The sequence below is a fragment of the Saccharicrinis sp. GN24d3 genome (assembly GCF_052400645.1).
GTDB lineage: Bacteria > Bacteroidota > Bacteroidia > Bacteroidales > Marinilabiliaceae > Saccharicrinis.
This window is the reverse complement of sequence record NZ_JBQTGI010000015.1, coordinates 92,740-110,800: the sequence shown is the minus strand read 5'-3', so window position 1 is coordinate 110,800 and position 18,061 is coordinate 92,740. Positions and strand designations below refer to the sequence as shown.

Here is an 18,061-nt window from a genome sequence, read left to right as displayed (position 1 = left end):
TTCTCGTATGAGGGTGATTATGTTTCAGGCGAGTTCCATCGAATACATTAGGAATTAAAACTATAATGAGATGAAAACATATTTTAAACTTATCATGTTCGCTTTGGCTATCTTGGTTTTGAATGCCTGCGAACAGGACTATATAGACGGTATAACTAAAGTAGATCCGGGATCGGATGAAGCGAATCCGGTAATTACGGTGAGCTTTCCTCCCGAAGGTTACGAGCTACAGACGAACGAGGATCTGGCTACAATTGATATCAAATTCGAAGTCCGGGACGACATAGAAATAGGTTCAATATCTTTGAAAGTGGATGGAACTGAAATAGCAAGTTTTTCAGAATTTAAAGATTACCGCAAATTTATTGGCAAATATACCTACGACCAGGTTACCACAGGTAGTCACGTGTTAACCATTGATGTAACTGACCTTGAAGGAAAGTCTTCTACCTTCAATGTAAACTTTTCTAAATCTCCTCCTTATGTACCCTTGTATCCCGGGGAGGTTTTCTATATGCCATTTAACAATGAGTACCGCGAGATGAATGGATTGCAACTGGCTACAACCGTTGGGTCACCGGGTTTCAGTGAGGGTATCCAGGGAGGAACAGCTTATGCGGGTTTAGCCGATGCATATCTGACCTTCCCATCCGCTATTTTGCAAGGCGCCACCGCAATGAGTGCCAGCTTCTGGTTGAAGATTGACGATGCCATGGATAGGGCCGGTATTTTAGTGGTAGCCCCACCTGCAGATAATAACAATGACAGGACCAAGGGATTCCGTTTCTTTAGAGAAGCCAGTAATGGAGGTGTAACGCAGCGTTTTAAGTTAAACGTGGGCAATGGTACCTCAGACAGCTGGTTCGATGGAGGTGCAACTGCTGATGTTACCCCAAATACGGGTGAGTGGGATCATTTTGCCTTTACTATATCGGATACCGAAGCAGTGGTTTATGTGAATGGTGAGGTAGTTAAACAAGGTGCTTTCGACGGCATTGACTGGACGGATTGTAACGTGATCTCTATTATGTCAGGAGCACCTAACTGGACCGGATGGAGCCACTTTTCGGATGGAAGTTTAATGGATGAATTGAGGATTTTCAATACTGCACTGACACAAACAGAGATTCAAACCATCATGCTGAAAGAAAAGGCTACTTTCTATATGGACTTTAACGGGGATTACAAAGATATGATCACAGGTACAGACGCAACAGTGGTAGGTTCTCCTTCTTTTGACTATGGAGGAGGCGTTTCAGGGGATGCTTATCAGGGTGCTTTGGATGCTTATTTGACTTTCTCTACAAGTGATATCAGTGTGCAAGGAAGCGAATTTAGTGCCAGCTTCTGGTTAAATATTAATAATGTCCCCGACAGGGCAGGTATCTTAACCATGGGGCCTGAGGATACCGCAAATCCGGATGCTCAAAATGTAAGAACCAACGGATTCAGGTTTTTCCGTGAAGCCTCCAATGGTGGCGCCACGCAACGTTTTAAATTGAATGTAGGAAACGGAACCGCCGATTCGTGGATTGACGGTGGTGAGGCTGCAGACGTAGACCCCACAACAGGTAACTGGGTTCATTTTGCATTTGCGGTGGATGACACAGAGGCAAAAGTATTCATTGATGGAGTACAAGTTAAACAAGGCGACTTCGATGGTATCGATTGGACAGGCTGTAATTTGATGTCTATCATGTCCGGATCCCCCCGCTTTAATGGATGGAATCATAAATCGGATGCAAGTTTGATGGATGAATTATATCTCTTTGATAAAGCGCTTTCGGATGCAGAAGTAGTGCTAATGATGAACGACGGATTATAGTTACAGTGATAGATAATCAAAATTAATGGGTTCTTCCCCTGGCTTTGAGGCCGGGGAAGTACTCCAACGCAGTTGGAGGGATGGGGGTGATTTTAATAATCTGGTTTTATTCGCGAAGTCATAGACTATCCTCTTTTATTTTTTATTTAAACAACATGAGATTAATGCGCGCTTTTCTGTTGGTGATATGGTCATGTTTGCTCCTTACAGTCTCCTGTTCCGATGATGATTCCGGTCCTGAAAAGGCGCCGGAAAAATTAAGCGTTACCTATGTCTATATCGGCGAAACGGAAATTTTGGCTGCTGGCGATAATAAGAATGTTAAAACCGAGGAACGGATTGAAATACGGTTTGATAAATCTGTAGATATAGTTTCTGCTGAAAAGAACATTCGTCTGTTAGATGATTCCGGTCAGGCCATTCATCTGGAATTTACTTTCTTCAATGAAAACAAGTTGGTCAAGATGGATCATGAAGAACTAAGTGAAAATTCCACATATACCCTTTCCATTTCAGGTGGTCTGAAGGGAGGTAACGATGAAGTTTTTAAAGAACAATCATATACTTTTACAACTTTCACCCCACCGTTGCTGCTTGAGTCGATAGTGGTTGATGGGTTTCAGGTAAATCCTGCTGCGAGAATCAAAGATGTAAAAAGGAACGTGTCCATAGAATTTGGGTTTAATTCTTCGATTGAGGCTGAGGATCTCACTGTTTATTCTTCTTTTACCCAAAACGGAGCACCGGTGGGTTATACCTTAAAACAGGTGAATGAAAAGTCTGTCTCTTTTTCTGCAAACCAAGCATTGGAGGGATATAAGAAATTTCGATTCAGGATCTCTTCCAATATCGAAAACCGAATAGGTAAACCATTTGATGGCTTGGAACTAAATTTTTATACCGAACTGGATTCATCTTATAAATTCCCTGAGATATCCGACGATGAGCTCTTGACAAAAATTCAGGAGCAAACATTTAAATACTTCTGGGATTTTGGGCACCCTGTAAGTGGACTTGCACGAGAGCGTAATACCTCCGGTGAAAATGTAACCTCCGGGGGATCGGGTTTTGGGGTAATGGCCATTATTGTTGGTATTGAACGCGGTTTTATAACCCGTCAGCAGGGCGTGGAACGATTAAATACCATGGTTGATTTTCTGGGTAATGCAGAACGTTTTCATGGAGCCTGGTCGCATTGGCTCAACGGGACTACCGGTAAGGCAAACCCTTTCAGCCTGAAAGATGACGGTGGCGATTTAGTGGAGACCTCCTATATGGTAGCCGGATTGTTGGCAGCTCGCCAGTATTTAAATTCGGGCAATGCCATCGAAAACAGTCTGATCACTAAAATCAATGAATTATGGGAGGCCATTGAGTGGGATTGGTATACCCGGGGAGGGCAAAATGTTTTGTACTGGCACTGGTCGCCGAATTATGGTTGGGATATGAATATGAAGATCCAGGGGTATAATGAGGCATTGATTACCTATGTTATGGCTGCTTCCTCCCAAACACATTCTATTTCAGCCGATGTTTATCATCAGGGTTGGGCTAAAAACGGAAGCATACAAAACGGGAATGAATATTATGGCATTTCCTTGCCTCTGGGCAAGAATCTTGGTGGACCGTTGTTCTTTGCGCATTATTCCTTCTTAGGTATCGATCCCCGGAAATTATCCGATAATTATGCCAATTATTGGGATCAAAACAAGAACCATACTTTGATAAACCGGGCTTATTGCATCGAGAATTCAAAAGGTTATGTAAGCTATAGTGCCGATTGTTGGGGACTTACGGCCAGCGATAATCATGAGGGATATTCGGCACATTCGCCAAATAACGACCTGGGGGTTATTAGCCCAACCGCGGCTATATCCTCCATTCCATACACACCGGTAGAGTCCATGCAAGTCATTCGTTTCTTTTATTATTTAATGGGGGATCAACTATGGGGAGAATATGGTTATTATGATGCATTTAACGTAACCCAGCAGTGGACTGCAAGCTCATATTTGGCCATTGACCAGGGGCCTGTTATTATAATGATTGAAAATTATCGTTCCGGACTGATATGGAACCTATTCATGTCGTGCCCCGAGGTACAGTCCGGGTTGAGCAAATTAGGCTTTACCTATGAGTAAGCAGTGGGGGCGATGCGACTTACACGCAACTGTGGATGATTTTTAAATGGCGATAAACATCTGGTAGATCCGTCACCCTGCATTGGTGGGACAGGTTTTATCCGGATAATTAAATCTTGATTCTAAATTTTAGATTGATGAAGAAGAAACAACTACACATATCGGTTATTGTATTGCTTATGGCATTGTTAGTATCAGCTTGTCAGCCTAAACAAGGACATAAACGTGGGGCAACGAACACTATGGCAGCCGTACAAAGTGATTCATTGCTCGACTTGATTCAGTACCAGACTTTCCAATATTTTTGGGATGGTGCCGAACCTAACTCAGGTATGGCTTGTGAGCGAATACATGTAGATGGGCAATACCCGCATAACGACCGGCATATAGTTACTTTAGGTGGTTCCGGCTTTGGTGTTATGGCCATCCTTGTAGGTGTCGAGCGTGGCTTTATCAAGCGTGAGGATGCTTTAATGCGTTTTCAAAAGATAGTGAATTTTCTGTCCGAGGCCGATCGTTTTCATGGTGCCTGGCCGCATTGGCTCAATGGCCGGACGGGTAAGGTAAAGCCTTTCAGTAAGAAAGATGATGGGGGCGATTTGGTGGAGACGGCCTTTATGGTCCAGGGGCTGCTGACCGTTGCCGAATATTTTAAAGGAGGCTCAGCGGAAGAACAACAGCTGGTCGCTGATATCAAGCGGTTGTGGCACGAGGTAGAATGGGATTGGTACACCAAAAATGGTGAAAATGTATTATACTGGCATTGGTCGCCCAACTTTGGGTGGGAGAAGAATTTCAAGGTAGGTGGATACAACGAGTGTTTGATCATGTATGTATTGGCCGCCTCCTCACCGACACACCCTATCAAACCGGAAGTATACCATGAAGGATGGGCGCACAGTGGTGCCATTGCCAACGATACGGTATATTATGGTTTGCCCACCGTTCTCAACTTTTACGAGCACAGCCCCGACCCTATCGGTCCCCTATTTTGGGCGCATTACTCTTATCTGGGACTCAACCCGAAGGGCTTAAGAGATCGTTACGCTGATTATTGGGAATTGAATACCAATCACGCTATAATCCATTACAAATATTGTGTTGATAATCCGAAAAATTATAAAGGATATGGAGCCAACCAATGGGGGCTAACATCAAGTTATTCCATGAGAGGCTATGTGGGTCACCATCCTGGCAAGTCAGATTTAGGGGTGATTTCGCCCACGGCGGCATTGTCGTCATTTCCTTATACACCAGATGAATCCATGCAATTTTTGAAATACTTGTACCTCGAAGCGGATTCTTTGGTGGGCAAATATGGCCCTTACGATGCTTATTCACATTCTGCCAACTGGTATTTGCCACGTTATCTGGCTATTGATCAGGGACCAATACCGGTGATGATAGAAAATTACCGGAGCGGACTGCTTTGGGATTTATTTATGCAAAACCAGGATGTTCAAAACGGCCTGCAACGGCTTGGTTTTTTTATATCCAACTAAAAGAAGATTAACGCACGAGCAGGGATTGGCAGAGAGATGCTGAAAAATAATGTTGAAGAATAGATAAAAACTTAGGTAAATGAAGGTGATAAAGAACATGATGGCACTTTTAATTTTCTGTGCAGCCATTCCCGGAAACGCCCAGGAAATTCTTCCGCAGACCTATTGCAACCCCCTGGATATCGACTATACTTACATGGTGTACAATTCCAGCAGGAATATTTCATACCGTTCAGGGGCCGACCCGGCCGTGGTGGAGTTTCGTGGCGAGTATTACATGTTTGTAACACGCTCGTTTGGCTACTGGCACTCCAACGATTTAATAGAATGGGACTTTATCAAACCCGGACAATGGTTTTTTGAGGGTTGCAATGCGCCAACGGCCTTTAATTACAAAGATTCCTTGTTGTATTTTGCGGGTGATCCGGCAGGGTATGGCAGTATTCTGTACACCGACGATCCGAAAAGCGGAAGATGGACACCAACAGCTTCTATCACCAACAATATACAGGACTCGGAACTATTTATCGATGACGATGGAAAGGCCTATTTGTATTGGGGTTCATCAAACGTACATCCTATCAGGGTGAAACAGTTGAATAAAGATGACCGCATGCTGGAAACAGGTGTCAAAAAAGATTTAATCAACCTGGTAGAGGAAGAACATGGCTGGGAGCGTTTTGGTGAAAATAACTTTCACCCAACCTTAAAGGAAGGGTATATGGAAGGCGCCTCCATGACCAAGCACAACGGTAAATATTATTTGCAATATGCAGCTCCCGGCACACAGTTTAACGTGTATGGCGATGGTGTTTACATTGGCGAAACACCGCTGGGGCCTTTTAAATATATGAAAAACAACCCGATGTGTTTTAAACCGGGCGGATTCACCAATGGTGCCGGCCATGGCATTACGGTTAAGCAAACCAATGGGCAGTATTGGCATTTTGCCACGATGGCGCTCGCTTCCAATTCGCATTGGGAACGCAGGCTTTGTATGTTTCCTGCGTATTTTGACAAGGATGATTTGATGTACGCTGATACGCATTATGGCGATTATCCCAGGTTTGGGACCAATCATCCGACAAAAGCCGGCCAACATTGTGGCTGGATGTTGCTTTCGTACAAAGGAAAGACCACTGTTTCATCCTCGCTGATGCAAATTAAAAAGAGTACTTCCACCGATAATGATTACGAAATATCGGAAATGCCACTTCAAAAGAATGATAAAGGGGAGATTACTTCCGGCGTGTTAACCGATGAAAGCCCCAAATCGTATTGGGTGGCCAAGTCCAACGACGATCAACAATGGGTAAAAATAGAGATGCTGAAGCCTGGAATGGTTTATGCGTTTCAATTGAATTTCCATGATCACCAATCGGGTATCTATACACGCACAGAAGGCCTGCGCCACCGGTTTACAATTGAGGTGTCGGATGATGGTAAGAAATGGCGCACGGTAGTCAACCGCAGTCACAGCTATAAAGATGCCCCCAATGCATATATCGTTCTGAACCAACCGGTGAAGGCCAGGTTTGTCCGCTACAAAAACATTCGGGTGCCGGGCCGTAACCTGGCCATGTCGGAGATTAGGGTGTTTGGTAAAGGTTTTGGCAAACAACCATCGGGAGTGAAAGGCTTCACCATTAAGCGCGAAGCAGACAGGCGTGATGTTACGCTGAATTGGAACAAGGTCAAAGGGGCACAAGGGTATAACATACGCTGGGGCATTGCACCGGGCAAATTATACCAATCATGGTTGATTTATGACGATAATACGCATTTTATGCGCTGTCTCGATCGGGATACACCCTATTGTTTTTCCATTGAAGCATTCAATGAAAACGGTATCTCGGCAAAAAGCAAGATAATAAAAGTTGATTAACGGAAAGTACGGTTGGTAAGCTGCTTCCTTGAGGATAAGAGCTATGTTTCAACCTGTAAATAACGAAAAATACATACCATGAAATTGATTAAACATTTATACCTACTTGTGTTTCTTCCTTTGCTTTCATTGCAAGGGCAGACTAAAAATGGATATGTTAAAAAGGAGTTTATACTAAAACAGGATACCTTAAAGTATTGTATTTTACACCCCCGGGAAATGAAATCAGGAAAAAAATATCCCTTGGTTTTATTCTTGCATGGAGCGGGAGAAAGAGGCAATGATAACCATAAGCAACTCACCCACGGATCTACACTTTTTTTAAATGAAAAAAACAGGAAAAAGTATCCCGCCATTGTTCTGTTTCCTCAATGTCCTAATGGAATTATGTGGACTCACCGCTTAAAAGAAAAATCGGACATAGGCGTATGGGAGTTTGAGTTTCCTTTAAAATCAGGGCCTACTAAAGCTGCTTTTTTGGTCAACGAATTGGTGGAACAACTGTTGACTTCGGGAAAAGTGGATGAAAGAAGGGTGTATATTATGGGTTTGTCAATGGGAGGCATCGGAACGCTTGATTTCTTGTCGCGATGGCCCGATAAATATGCGGCAGCCCAGGTTATTTGCGGAGGTCACGATCCAGCCTTGGTAGATAAATATAAACATGTACCCATTTGGTTTTTTCATGGGGACAAGGACGATGTGGTGCCACCTAAATATGCGCAACAGGTTTATAAAGCACATAAACAGTTAAACCCCCAAACAAAATTCACTATGTATCCCCATGCCAACCACAACAGCTGGGATCCAGCTTTTGCGGAACCAGACTATTTAAAGTGGATTTTTAAACTGAAGAAGAGATAAGAATTGTTGAGTTTAGAGAGAAAATATAATGCCATTTAAATAATATGAATGGGTATAAAATAAAGAAAAATGAAGACGATAAAAAATAACAGTGATCCAGTATTCCCAACTATTTTGTTGTCTATGGCCATATTGGTAATGCATGGTTTGGCATTGATTTCGTGCCAGGCACAACCGGCTAAATTTAATAGTTATAGTGGTGACAAAGATATTGAGCAGAAGGTAGATTCTGTGTTGAGCCTAATGACCCTGGACGAAAAAATAGGGCAAATGAATCAATACTCAGGAAACTTTGCCACAACTGGAGTGGTTAGTGACAATAAGTCGGGGGAATACCTTAGGAAAGGGATGATAGGAAGTACCTTTAATGTTTTTGGGGCAAAGCATTTAAGGATGTTACAAGAACAGAACCTGAAGCATTCGCGTTTGAAGATTCCCATGCTATTTGCGGGTGATGTGGTTCACGGACTTGAAACGACCTTTCCCATTCCATTGGCCGAAGCCTGCTCGTGGGACCTGGATTTGATGGAACAGACAGCACGCATAGCCGCAGAAGAAGCCACAGCGTCGGGAGTGGCATGGAACTTTGCTCCCATGATAGATGTGAGTCGCGACCCACGATGGGGACGTGTGATGGAGGGGGCCGGCGAGGATGCTTATTACGGTTCACTGGTGGCACGTGCACGAGTGCGCGGATTTCAGGGTGTTGAAGACTATACGGACCTGTCGAAACCGAATACAATGATTGCTTGTGCCAAACATTTTGTGGCCTACGGAGCCGGTCAGGCCGGACGCGATTATCACTCGGTGGACATTTCAAACCGGAATTTGCACGAGAATTACTTACCTCCCTTTAAGGCGGCAGTGGATGAAGGGGTGGGGTCGTTTATGACCGCATTTAACGACTTGAACGGTGTTCCATGTACCGCCAATAAATACCTTTTTACCGATATTCTTCGCGATAGATGGGGTTTTGGAGGAATGGTAGTGACCGACTATACGGCCATCATGGAACTGATACATCATGGTGTTGCACAAGATCTTAAGCATGGTGCCCAATTATCTCTGGATGCCGGAATAGATATGGATATGATCAGTGAAGCTTTTGTTACCCACCTCAAAGATTTGGTGGAAGAAGGGGAAGTGGATGAAAGCCAAATAGATATTGCCGTATCTCGAATCCTGGAAATGAAATTCTTGCTGGGGCTATTTGACAATCCTTATCGTTACTTTGATGAGGAAAGAGAGCGGCAAGTGGTGATGAATCCTGATTTTCTTGAGGTGGCCCAAAAGGCAGCCCAACGATCCATTGTGCTCTTAAAAAACGAAAACAATATTTTACCGCTTAAAAAAGACATAAGAAAAAAGGTTGCACTTATTGGACCTTTTGTCGAAGAGCGAAATAGTTTAAATGGAGAATGGGCCATCAAAGGCAATAGGGATAAAACCGTTACCTTAAAAGAGGGCTTGGAGGAGAAATATGCCAATGGCGTTGTATTGTTTTCCTATGCACAGGGAACGACCTTACCGCTAATCGATCGTGCCACCAGACACATATCAACAACGATGGTTCCAAATGACAATGGTTTTGCAGAAGCTGTTGGTGTTGCAAAAAAGAGCGATATTATTCTGGTAGCCATGGGCGAAGAATATAATTGGTCGGGCGAAGCAGCATGTAGAACAGATATAACCTTGCCGGGCAATCAACGCAAATTGCTAAAGGAACTTAAAAATACAGGTAAGCCTATCGTTTTAGTCCTTTTTAACGGGCGACCGTTGGATTTATCATGGGAAGCAGAAAACATGGATGCTATCGTAGAGGCCTGGTACCCGGGAATCATGTCGGGTCATGCGGTGGCCGATGTGCTCTCAGGTGATTATAACCCCTCAGCCAAATTGGTGATGACGTTTCCACGCAGTGTGGGGCAAATACCCATTTACTACAGTGTTAGAAACACGGGCCGTCCATTCAATGCAAATGCACCCAGCGATTATAAATCATCTTATATCGATGTGCCCAACTCCCCGCTATATCCGTTTGGTTATGGACTGAGCTATACTTCGTTTAGTATTTCGGATGTGAAGTTAAACCAAGAAGCGATAAGTCCGGGACAGCAACTGACCGTATCGGCCAAAGTCACCAACAATGGAAGTGTTTTCGGAGAAGAGGTGGTACAGTTGTATATTCAGGATGTGCAAGCAAGCGTAACCCGCCCCCTGAAGGAACTCAAAGGATTTGAGAAAATTGCACTGGAAGCAGGAGAAAGTAAAACGGTTACTTTAAGCATCTCCTGGGAAGACTTGAAATTCTATAACATCAATATGGATTTCGTAGCAGAAGAGGGTAAGTTTAAATTATGGGTAGGTAACAGTTCTGATGATGAATCAAATGAATTGCAATTTACACTAAATGCATTAGTACCTTAATATTTCTTACCAAAAAGGGCAGAAATATTAAGGATGTATTTTAGGTTAGTGGCAATGCGGTCAACGGATGGACATCGCCAAGTGTTATTAACACACGTAAATCTATGTTGCGCATAATCTTTTTATCTCTTATGGTATGGTTAGCCCAACTTGCTTTTGCTGTTAAAAATCAAAAGCAACATTGATCGCCCGATAGGGTATTTGAGTTTTGTTTCCCTAAAAGGAAAGACTATTGTAAGCGGCATTAAAATCAGAAGAATCCTATAAAAGAACGAATTATGTATTTAAAACTAATCGTATTATTTAGCGTTGCAGCGCTGGTTACAGGATGCAGCACAGGCACGCCAAAAGAGACTAAACGACCCAATATCTTGTTTATCATGTCCGACGACCACGCGTATCAGGCCATCAGTGCCTATGATAATACATTGACAACTACGCCCAATATCGACAGGATTGCCAAGGAAGGAATGTTGTTTACGAATGCCTGTGTCACCAATTCAATTTGTGCACCATCACGTGCTGTATTGTTAACGGGTAAGCACAGTCATATCAACGGAAAGGTAGATAACCGTTTCCCGTTCGATACTACACAGGTCACCTTTCCCCAAATTATGCAACAGGCAGGATATCAGACCGCCATGTTTGGGAAGCTTCATTTTGGAAATAACCCCAAGGGCTTCGACCAGTTCCGTATTTTGGATGATCAGGGGAGTTATTATGCCCCCGATTTTTTTACCAAAAACGAAGGCAAAATCAATATTAAAGGCTACACAACGGATATCATCACAGATATGACCATCGATTGGTTAGATAAAGAAAGAAAATTGGATAAACCGTTTTTGTTGATGTACTTCCATAAAGCACCGCATCGCGAATGGTTTCCTGCTCCGCGACACCAAAAAGAATACATCTCAAAAACCTTTCCTGAACCGGCTACTCTGTTTGATCAATTCGAAACCAGGGGAACAGCGGCTAAAACAGCAGAGATGAACCTGGTTGATCATATGAATTGGGCCGGGGATTCTAAAATTTACCCCGACGTTATGGATAAGTTAGGGTTGAAACCCTATATGAAATGGGATATTTCAGCTTTTGAAAGGGAATATAACGGAATGACACAAGAAGAAAGAGAATCCTGGGATAGGCATTATCGGCCTATGAACGAGAAATTTGTTCAGGCCTATCCAAATATGTCTAGGGAAGATCTAATGCACTGGAGGTATCAGCGTTATATGCAGGATTATTTGGGTTGCATTGCCTCGGTTGACGAAGGTGTTGGCAGGGTATTGGATTATCTCGATGAAAGTAAGCTGGTCGATAATACCATCGTGGTTTATACTTCCGACCAGGGGTTTTATTTAGGTGAACATGGTTGGTTCGATAAAAGGTTTGCCTATAATGAGTCGTTTAAAACACCATTGCTGATCAGGTGGCCAAATGTGGTAAAGCCTGGTATCACCAACGACGAGATGGTTCAGAACTTGGATTTTGCGCAAACCATGCTAGAGGCAGCCGGAATAGTGCCCCCCGACGATATGCAAGGGGAAAGCCTGGTTCCGATCCTGAAAGGGGAAGTGGAAAAGGTAAGGGTTGCGGCATACTATCATTATTACGAGTACCCTTCCATTCACATGGTTAAAAGGCATTATGCCATCATCACCAAAGCGTATAAATTAATTCATTTTTATTACGATGTGGATGAGTGGGAGTTTTACGACCGTAAAAAAGACCCTTATGAAATAAACAACGTTTATGATGATCCGGCTTATGCCGAAGTAGTCCAGGAATTAAAGTCTGCGCTGGAAGCACTCCGCATAAAATACGAAGATTCCGCCGAGCTGGACCAAAAGTATATTGAGGCCTATAAGTGATTTTTGACTAGGTCATATATTTTAGTCTTGGAGTTTCTTCGTACCGAAGTGGTTTTCTGTTTAAAACTCCATAATCTTTGAGGTTAAGTTTTCTTCAGGCTTAAGCCCCATTTTTTTTCTTAACCTATATCTGCTAACCTCAACGCTCCTAACCGTTATGCCAAGTAAAATAGATATTTCTTTAGAATTCATATTCATTTTAAGCAGCGAACACAAACGTAAATCACCAGGGGATAATTCCGGATATTCATGTTTAAGCTTATCGTAAAAACCACTTTGGGAAGCTGCAAAATGTTGTTCGAAATTCAGCATATCTCTTTTTTGCGTCATCTGGTTATCAATAACATTCACAATTTTGGAGTAGTCGCGTTGAGGGAATCTGCCTTCAAGCCTTTTGTAGATATGGTGCAGTTCGTCTTTGATAGTGTTGATTGATTTATCCTTCTCCACTAATGCATTGGCCGATACGGTAAGTTTACTCTGTAGGTTTTCCAGTTCTTTTCTTAGCACATCTTCCCGTAATTGTGCAATGGTAGATTTGTTCTGTTTGTGCTGGTTCTCATGTTTTTGTTCTATTTCGGAGGTTCGTTTTTTTATTATTCGATGGTTGAAAATGACCATAAACACAATGGAGCCAATAATAATAACAATAATGGTAAATATACCGGCTTTTGATGTATACCACGGATATAATACTTCAAATGGATATTCTACGATGTTGGAGGATTTTCCGTCGGAGTACACTGCCTTTGCGCGAAAGATATATTTGCCGGCAGGAATATCGTTTATCACAACGCTATTCTCGGAACGGTTATCCACCCAATCGTCCATCAGGTTTGTTATCGTGTACCGATAATTAACTTTATTGGGCCCGAAGTTGACAGCTGTTAAGCCAAATTCTATCGAATTATTTTTGTTTTTTAATTGTATCGGAATTTCATTGTGGAGAGGGAGTTGGGCTTCCTTGTTTTTTAACCCACTTCTCCCATTGTACACACCTGAAATTACCAAAGGTAAATGCATGGTAGAGTCTTTGTTGTATATAGGTAAAACAGCAATGCCATTTTCCAGACAAAGAACGCTTGTTTCCCCGATTATCGAAATATTTTGATATTTGTCAGGGAATGAATACGGGCTGTCGAGGGTTAGTGTGTGTTTTATGATGGTTGTGTCGGAATTATGTTGTATTAGGGCCGCCTCATTATCGGTTATCACCCAAAAATAGTTTTTGCCCGCATTTACAATCCTAACAGCTTCTTTAAACCTTCCTAATGCTTCGTTAAGTTTTTTATAGGGTAGCATTTTGTCGTTTAAATCATCGTAGGTGTATATTTCTTCACCGGTTGTTACTACAACCCTGTTGTTGAGCTTAAAAACGTTTAGGCCGTAATCTGTTGGAAGGCCATTTTTTACGCCAAACGAATGGTTGGAGACTATGGTTTTTAAATCACCTGAAAGCCGCAAGCGATTTAATCCTTTTATCTCGTGACTCATCCAGATGTATCCGGAGTGGTCCATCTCAATAAAACGGCACGAGCCCTGGAACCCCTGTACAAAGTGTGAAAATACCCATTGGTTGTTGATCCGCTTTTGCAATCTTATCTTGTAATAAGTGGATTCAATAAGCCATTCTTCTCCCTGGTGTTGGAATGTCATAAAATCGGTGCCGCCCGATGTTAGTGATAATGCTGTAGCTTTGCCATTATCAATTTTATAAATACCATCGTTGTTGCCGCATAGTAACTCGCCGTTTAATAAATCAAGCTTCCAAATATGCCCATAAACACCTGCCAAAGGTTTTAATTCTTTAAAATTAAGGTTGGCAAGGTTCTGGTTAAAGCGAGTATGGAAAACTCCGTTGTTTGTGCCGATATAAACATAGCCTTGGTGCTCTACGACCGAATAAATAGCGGATGGCGCATAGTCCAGGTCAATATTGTATTCCACCGGTGAGTTCAAGTCGATATAGGATATGCCATTGTCCATCGCTAACCATAAATCTCCCGATTGGTCAATATTCATTCCCAATACCGTGTTGTTTTCAAGTTTGGATTGCCTGTCCAGGTGTTTCAGAATGTTTCCGTTATCGTCAATAATGTACAAACCGCCCTTTAGCGTTCCAATGGCATAAGTGGTACTATCGATAACCGCCGCCGAATTCACGTCGAGTGTCTTAAGCGATTTGTTGGCCTGGCAATCCCATGGTTTTAACGAGCCATTGTTTAACAAGTGTAATCCCGTTTTTCCCTCGCCAACAATGATTCCTCTTTTGCTGGGTATGAAAAACCGTATTGTCGACCTTTGGGCAAAGTCGGTATTGTTTATGGTTTTAAATGTTCCGTTCGCGTAGGTTACAATTCCTTTTCCGCTAACACGTGCGTAAACCTTGTTGTTTACATGGTTCAAAAAAAGTATTTCACCTTTGGGATCAACGTGTTTTACTTCGTTTGTTATTGTATGATATGTAAAAACTGCCGGGAATGATTGAAATATTATTTCATTTTCATGTTTGACGATACTCCAAATTCGCTCTCCCGAAAAAGGGTAAGAATGGAGTTTGTCAGCTAGTGAGGTGTATGCTAAAATGCCCAGGCTGTCTCTTTCCCAATAGCCAAAATCCTCATAACATCCAGAGTATAATCGTTTGCTTTTGCTATCGAAAAATAAAGACCGCATGGCCGATTTAGATTTGTGCTGATGAAGTTGCCAGTTGTTCCCGTCAAATTCGAGCACTCCTCCAGAGTTGCCGAAATAGGCCCTTCCAATATCATCGAAGGCTACAGCCCAGTTTTGGCTCATGGCCTTATACACCGAACGGTTGTAGTTGATTACAAAAGGCCGGAGTGAACGACTATGACCCAATATTCCGCCACAAAAAAACATTAAAACGAATGCAGATATAAAATGTGTAATTTTCATTGGCTGCTGTAGAATTAAAAATAAAAATACTAAAACTGTTTGAGAAGTGGCTACGAATTACGTTTTTAATGCGTATTTCCTTGAATACCTAATGCATGTGTGTATTTAAATTTAAAGATTGCTATATTTGGAATTGACTTTAGGTATTATTAATGAAAAATAAGGCACTCTATTATTTTTATCCACTAATGGTTCTTGTCCCCTTGGCATTTTTGATGTTAAGGCCGGGTTCCTTTAACCTGATCCCTAATACGATATATCATTCGTTCGAAGTTAGCTCCATGCCCGAGTATCAATTTATTATGTGGTTCGATATTGTTTTCCTGCTCATCATGTATGGGTTAACGCTGAGGGTGGTCAACAGGATTATTTCCTGGAGGAAGTATAACAAACGCAACCCAAAATAATCAAAGTAGTTAATGCATAAAATAGATGATACCACTGTTAAAAGCATTCTGATAAATGGGAATATTAGTTTACGTCCTGTTTTAATTAGTGATGCTCAAAATATTTTTGACATTGTAGATGCCCAAAGAGCTTATTTGGGAGAATGGTTGCCCTTTGTTCGTTTTACAGTTAACACAGAGGATACTTTAAGTTTTGTTCGTAAGGTAATTAAAGCTGCGGAAAATGAAGAAGAATATGTGTATGTGATAGAATTTAAAGGTAAGTTGGCAGGATTAATAAATCTTAGAATAATGAGCCATGTTAATAGGATTGCGGATATTGGTTACTGGCTTTCGCTTCGGTTTCAAAAGAATGGTATTGTGAGTAATTGTGTTATCGCATTATGCAACCATGCTTTTAACCATCTACACTTAAACAGAATTCAAATTAGATGTGGTATGGGAAATATGCCCAGCAAAAAAGTGCCCCTGCGACTAGGGTTTACCTTCGAAGGTATTATTAGGGAAGGTGAACTTTTGAATGGAGGATATATTGATTTAGAAATTTATTCTTTACTAAAAAAGGAGCGCCATAAACTTCCTGTTTGGCTATAATACGCATTTTCAGGATTGACAGTATAAAATAAAACGTCATTTCATTGAATTAACTCCGGAAAACATCTATTTTCATACAGATTTATTTTTTTATGGACAATCTTCAAATGATATAGATGAACGAATACGATTTGATTGTTATTGGCTCGGGACCGGCAGGCTATTCAGCCGCGATGCGTGCGTTGGATTTTGGTTTGAAAATATGTATTGTGGAAGGGGCGCACCTGGGAGGGGCAGGTATCATGAACGGAGCTCTTACCTCAAAAACCATGTACGAGTTGAGTATGGACTATGCGGTTGCTGCCAGAACCGACCGGGGATACCGATCAGGCAGTTTAAGCGTGGATTTTAGCAAAGTGATAACTACGGTGATACACGCTGCCAAAGAAAAGCAATACCAAATGCTCAGTCAAATTGAAACTTTTTCTGAAGGAAAATCCAAGTATGGTTCAATCTGCCTTAAAAAAGGTTGGGCCAAATTTGTTGATCCATACACCATTACAGTGACGGCAGACGATTCAACAGAAACTCTGAAAGCTAAAAATTTTGTAATCGCAACAGGGGCTAAACCAAGGCAAGCTCCCGGTTTGGAGATTGACCACGAGAGAATCATTAATTCCGATGACCTGTTAGATTTGAAGGAATTTCCGGAAAGGATGTTGATTGTTGGTTCGGGTATTATAGGTTGTGAGATTGCGACCATTTTTAGCAATTTCAAGCAAACCGAAGTGCATTTGTTAGACCGGGCTAACCGGGTTTTGCCCTACGAAGATGATGATGTGAGCCAGTTTGTGTCCAAAAACCTGGAAGATAACGGCGTGATTATTCATCATACGGCTCATTTAAGAACGATCAATAAATATCCGGATCACCTCGAAGTAATTTTAGATTATGATGCGGGAAACAGCAAGGTGATAGAGGTCGATGTTGCCCTGGTGGCAATTGGCAGGGTAGCGAATACCGAGAAACTGGGTCTGGAAAAAATCGGGGTTGAAACTACCGAAAGAGGAACACTGGAAATAGCCGATCATTGTGTATTGAGGGATGGCAACAATATCTGCCATATTTATGCGGCCGGAGATATTTCGGGGCATACGCAATTGTACAGTGTAGCCGAGTTTCAGGGAAGACTGGCCGCGGAACAAATTGCTGATACGCCTAGTTACCCCCTGGATTATTCACATATGTCGACCCTGATGTTTTTTAAGCCTGAACTGGCTTCGGTTGGGCTGAACGAGAAGCAATTGCGGGCAAAAAAAATACCTCATAAGGTGGCTTACTATTCCAATAAATTGGTGAACAGAGCAATAGCCATGAGAAGCACCAATGGTTTTATAAAAATTATTGTGAGTAACGAGGAGGAACCAAGAATATTGGGAATGCGCGCAGGAGGTCCCCAGGCATCCGCCTATATTGTTTCGGTAGCCCATCTTATAAATCAAGGGAATAGTCTGCAGGAGGTGCTGAAGATTTTTTATCCGCACCCAAGTCTAGCGGAGGGAATCCAGGAGTGTTTGAGAACCTTGAGTGGAAAATCCATATACAAGCAAGCGGCCTTCCCGGAATATATAAAATTTAAGGAATGGGTGCCTGAGGATTAATTCAACTATCCAATTTAAGTAG

General features: G+C 42.2%; 11 protein-coding genes. 10 read left to right on the top strand and 1 reads right to left on the bottom strand.

The genetic code is table 11. From position 1 onward, the window contains the following. Nucleotides 1–70: 70 nt before the first annotated feature. The 7 genes from ACT29I_RS17815 to ACT29I_RS17785 all read left to right on the top strand — a co-directional run bounded on the left by ACT29I_RS17815 (nt 71) and on the right by ACT29I_RS17785 (nt 12,518). Nucleotides 71–1,825 carry a LamG domain-containing protein gene (locus ACT29I_RS17815; protein WP_444794042.1) on the top strand — a complete coding sequence of 585 codons (1,755 nt, stop codon included), beginning with the start codon at nt 71–73 and terminating at the stop codon, nt 1,823–1,825. Between the two features lie 155 nt (nt 1,826–1,980). After that, nucleotides 1,981–3,966, top strand: a complete 1,986-nt coding sequence (locus ACT29I_RS17810; RefSeq protein WP_444794041.1) for a glucoamylase family protein — start codon at nt 1,981–1,983, stop codon at nt 3,964–3,966. Between the two features lie 137 nt (nt 3,967–4,103). After that, the gene (locus tag ACT29I_RS17805; protein ID WP_430934428.1) at nt 4,104–5,468 is read left to right on the top strand and encodes a glucoamylase family protein; all 1,365 of its coding nucleotides are present in this window, start codon (nt 4,104–4,106) and stop codon (nt 5,466–5,468) included. 79 nt (nt 5,469–5,547) lie between these two features. Beyond that, on the top strand, nt 5,548–7,353 hold the full coding sequence (locus ACT29I_RS17800) for a family 43 glycosylhydrolase (RefSeq protein ID WP_444794040.1): 1,806 nt from the start codon (nt 5,548–5,550) through the stop codon (nt 7,351–7,353). 78 nt (nt 7,354–7,431) lie between these two features. Beyond that, on the top strand, nt 7,432–8,217 hold the full coding sequence (locus tag ACT29I_RS17795) for an alpha/beta hydrolase-fold protein (RefSeq protein ID WP_444794039.1): 786 nt from the start codon (nt 7,432–7,434) through the stop codon (nt 8,215–8,217). Between the two features lie 69 nt (nt 8,218–8,286). Continuing rightward, nucleotides 8,287–10,644 carry a beta-glucosidase BglX gene (bglX, locus tag ACT29I_RS17790; protein ID WP_444794038.1) on the top strand — a complete coding sequence of 786 codons (2,358 nt, stop codon included), beginning with the start codon at nt 8,287–8,289 and terminating at the stop codon, nt 10,642–10,644. 278 nt (nt 10,645–10,922) lie between these two features. Next, nucleotides 10,923–12,518 (top strand): sulfatase family protein, encoded by a 1,596-nt coding sequence (locus tag ACT29I_RS17785; RefSeq protein WP_444794037.1) that lies wholly within the window; start codon nt 10,923–10,925, stop codon nt 12,516–12,518. A gap of 60 nt (nt 12,519–12,578) precedes the next feature. Here ACT29I_RS17785 and ACT29I_RS17780 read toward each other — a convergent pair whose 3' ends face one another. Next, nucleotides 12,579–15,437: a triple tyrosine motif-containing protein gene (locus tag ACT29I_RS17780; protein ID WP_444794036.1), complete on the bottom strand. Its 2,859-nt coding sequence runs from the start codon at nt 15,435–15,437 to the stop codon at nt 12,579–12,581. A gap of 152 nt (nt 15,438–15,589) precedes the next feature. Between ACT29I_RS17780 and ACT29I_RS17775 the strand changes: the two genes are divergently transcribed. The 3 genes from ACT29I_RS17775 to ACT29I_RS17765 all read left to right on the top strand — a co-directional run bounded on the left by ACT29I_RS17775 (nt 15,590) and on the right by ACT29I_RS17765 (nt 18,039). After that, nucleotides 15,590–15,844 carry a hypothetical protein gene (locus tag ACT29I_RS17775; protein WP_444794035.1) on the top strand — a complete coding sequence of 85 codons (255 nt, stop codon included), beginning with the start codon at nt 15,590–15,592 and terminating at the stop codon, nt 15,842–15,844. A gap of 12 nt (nt 15,845–15,856) precedes the next feature. After that, entirely contained in the window at nt 15,857–16,438 is a 582-nt protein-coding gene (locus ACT29I_RS17770; protein ID WP_430934434.1) for a GNAT family N-acetyltransferase, read from the top strand. A gap of 116 nt (nt 16,439–16,554) precedes the next feature. Continuing rightward, nucleotides 16,555–18,039, top strand: coding sequence for a dihydrolipoyl dehydrogenase family protein (locus ACT29I_RS17765; RefSeq protein ID WP_430934435.1), 1,485 nt, complete (start codon nt 16,555–16,557; stop codon nt 18,037–18,039). The last annotated feature ends 22 nt before the right edge of the window (nt 18,040–18,061 follow it).